General features: G+C 65.6%; 2 protein-coding genes and 1 pseudogene. All 3 read right to left on the reverse strand.

Annotated features, from left to right (window positions below; translation table 11 throughout):
• Positions 1 to 315, reverse strand: a pseudogene (locus tag EN742_RS33335) (sugar ABC transporter substrate-binding protein); the annotation flags it as partial.
• A 62-nt stretch (positions 316 to 377) separates the two neighbouring features.
• Positions 378 to 1,037: a GntR family transcriptional regulator gene (locus EN742_RS33340; protein WP_126058034.1), complete on the reverse strand. Its 660-nt coding sequence runs from the start codon at positions 1,035 to 1,037 to the stop codon at positions 378 to 380.
• 19 nt (positions 1,038 to 1,056) lie between these two features.
• A complete protein-coding gene (locus EN742_RS33345; RefSeq protein WP_126058033.1) occupies positions 1,057 to 1,941 on the reverse strand; it encodes a dihydrodipicolinate synthase family protein in 885 nt (294 codons plus the stop codon).
• Positions 1,942 to 1,986 lie beyond the last annotated feature (45 nt).

Below are 1,986 nucleotides of genomic sequence, written 5' to 3' on the forward strand. Positions count from 1 at the left end.
GCTGAGATGCACGACATCGAAGCTCGGCTTGCCGGAGCTGAGCTCGATCACCGTCTTCTGGCGCTGCTGCTGTTCGGGCGTCGCTTCGGCATTGACCTTCATGCCGGTCAGTTCCTCGAACTCGGCGAGGTATTTTATCAGCGTGTCGCTGCGCGGGCTCTTGACCAGATTGACGTCGAGCGTGGTGCCGGCAAAGCGCTTCCAGTCGACGCCGGCGGCAAAGCCGGGGCGCAGGCCGGCGAGGCCGGCGGCGGCAAGAGCGGCGGTTCCGGCAAGCAGCTGCCTTCTGGTTGGGGTAAACGGATTGGACGACATTTCTTCCTCCCGGGTTGCTGTCGTTGTGGATTGCGCCGCTGCCGCGGCGCGGCTCATTTCCCTCAGATCTGCAGCGCCAGCCGGCGCGCATTGTCGATGTGCAGGCTGATCGCCTCGACCGCCTTTTGCGGGTTGCGGCTTTCCATGGCCTCGATCACCGCCAGGTGCTCGCGCATGACCGGCACGACGCGGCCGTCGATGCGGAACCGCTCCTGGTGGATCAGCCGGATCTTCACCGAATTGACAAGGTAGGCCTTGGCGATGATCTCGTTGTCCAGCGCGTCGATGAAGGTGTCATGCATGGCCCAGTCGATGGCCTGCGCCTTTGCCTCCATCTCCGGCGTCGCCGGCTGCGCCAGCGCCTCAGCGAGCATCTCCTCATGCTCGCGCCGCAAACGGGCGAGCTCGGCATCGGCGGCATTGACGGTGAACAGCGCCACCGCCTCGCGCTCCATGAACAGGCGGAACTGGAAGGCCTCGCGGATCAGGTTGATGTCGATATGCGCGATCTGCATGCCGCGCTGCGGAATGGTGGTGAGCAGGCCCTCGGCTTCGAGCCGCGGCACGATCTCGCGGATGGCGCCGAGCGGCAGCCCGGTGAAGGCAACCAGTTCGCGCTGCGACACGAACTGCCCGGGCCTCAGATCGCGCGCCAGCAAATGCCGGGTGAAGCTGGCATAGGCCTTTTCCCTGAGGGTCGCCGGTTCGCTGCTGTCTTCCATTCAGCGCTTCCTTTGCCGGTCAGGCCGGCTCTGTCGCAAACAATTGGTCATAGGCTGCGGCAAGCTGCTTGCGCCCCTGCTGGGAGGTCGGCTCCAGCGGCGGACGAACCGCGAGCCAGCCGTCATCGCCGGTTCGGCGCGCCAGCATCGCCTTGACCGCCGGTATGACCGGAAATTTGAGCAGTTCGAGCACGAAATTCTCGACCCGGGCATCGTCGCGACCCTCCACCGCCATGGCGCGGATCTCGCCGGTGACGAAATTGGCCATGCCGGAAATGGCGCCCTGCCCGCCCCGGCGCACGCTTCTCGCCAGGTGCCGCTCGTCGCCAATCAGGATCACCAGGTCGCCATGCGCGGCAAGCAGCGCCTCGCTGTAGCTCCAGTCGCCACCCGAATCCTTGACACCTGCGACCACGTTCGGAAAGGCAGTGCGCAGCCGGCTAATCAGGCTGAGCGGCAACGGCACCATGGTGACCGACGGGATGTTGTAGAGCAGGATATCGCGGGCCAGCGGACCCAGCGCCGCGAAGACGGCGGCAAACCATCCGAACAGTCCGTCCTCGCCGACATTCTTGAAATAGCTCGGCGGCGCCAAAAGGATGTTGCGGGCGCCCAGTTGCAGCGCGTGCCGCGCCTGCTCGGCCGCGTCTTCGGCCGCATCGACAAGCACGCCGGAAACGAGCTGATGCGCCGGGATGCCGGCGGCAAGCATGGCCTCGATGATGCGGCGCCGCTCTTCGGTGCCGATTGAGGCACCTTCGCCGGTGGTGCCGAACAGCGTAGCGCTGCCGCAGCCGGCGCCAAGGCAAGCCTTGGCCTGCGCGACCATCGCGGGAACCGCGATCTGCCCGGACGCGTGAAAAGGCGTCGCCAGGGCGACCGAAAGACCAAAGCGCGAAGTCACTGCGAAAGCTCTCCTGATGTCACTATGTGGGCAGCTTTATCACAC

This window comes from Mesorhizobium sp. M4A.F.Ca.ET.020.02.1.1 (genome assembly GCF_004022645.1).
Classification (GTDB): domain Bacteria; phylum Pseudomonadota; class Alphaproteobacteria; order Rhizobiales; family Rhizobiaceae; genus Mesorhizobium.

Coding starts and splice junctions, on each gene's coding strand:
- EN742_RS33340 (WP_126058034.1), bottom strand. CDS start 1,037: ATGGAAGACAGCAGCGAACCGGCGACCCTCAGGGAAAAGGCCTATGCC.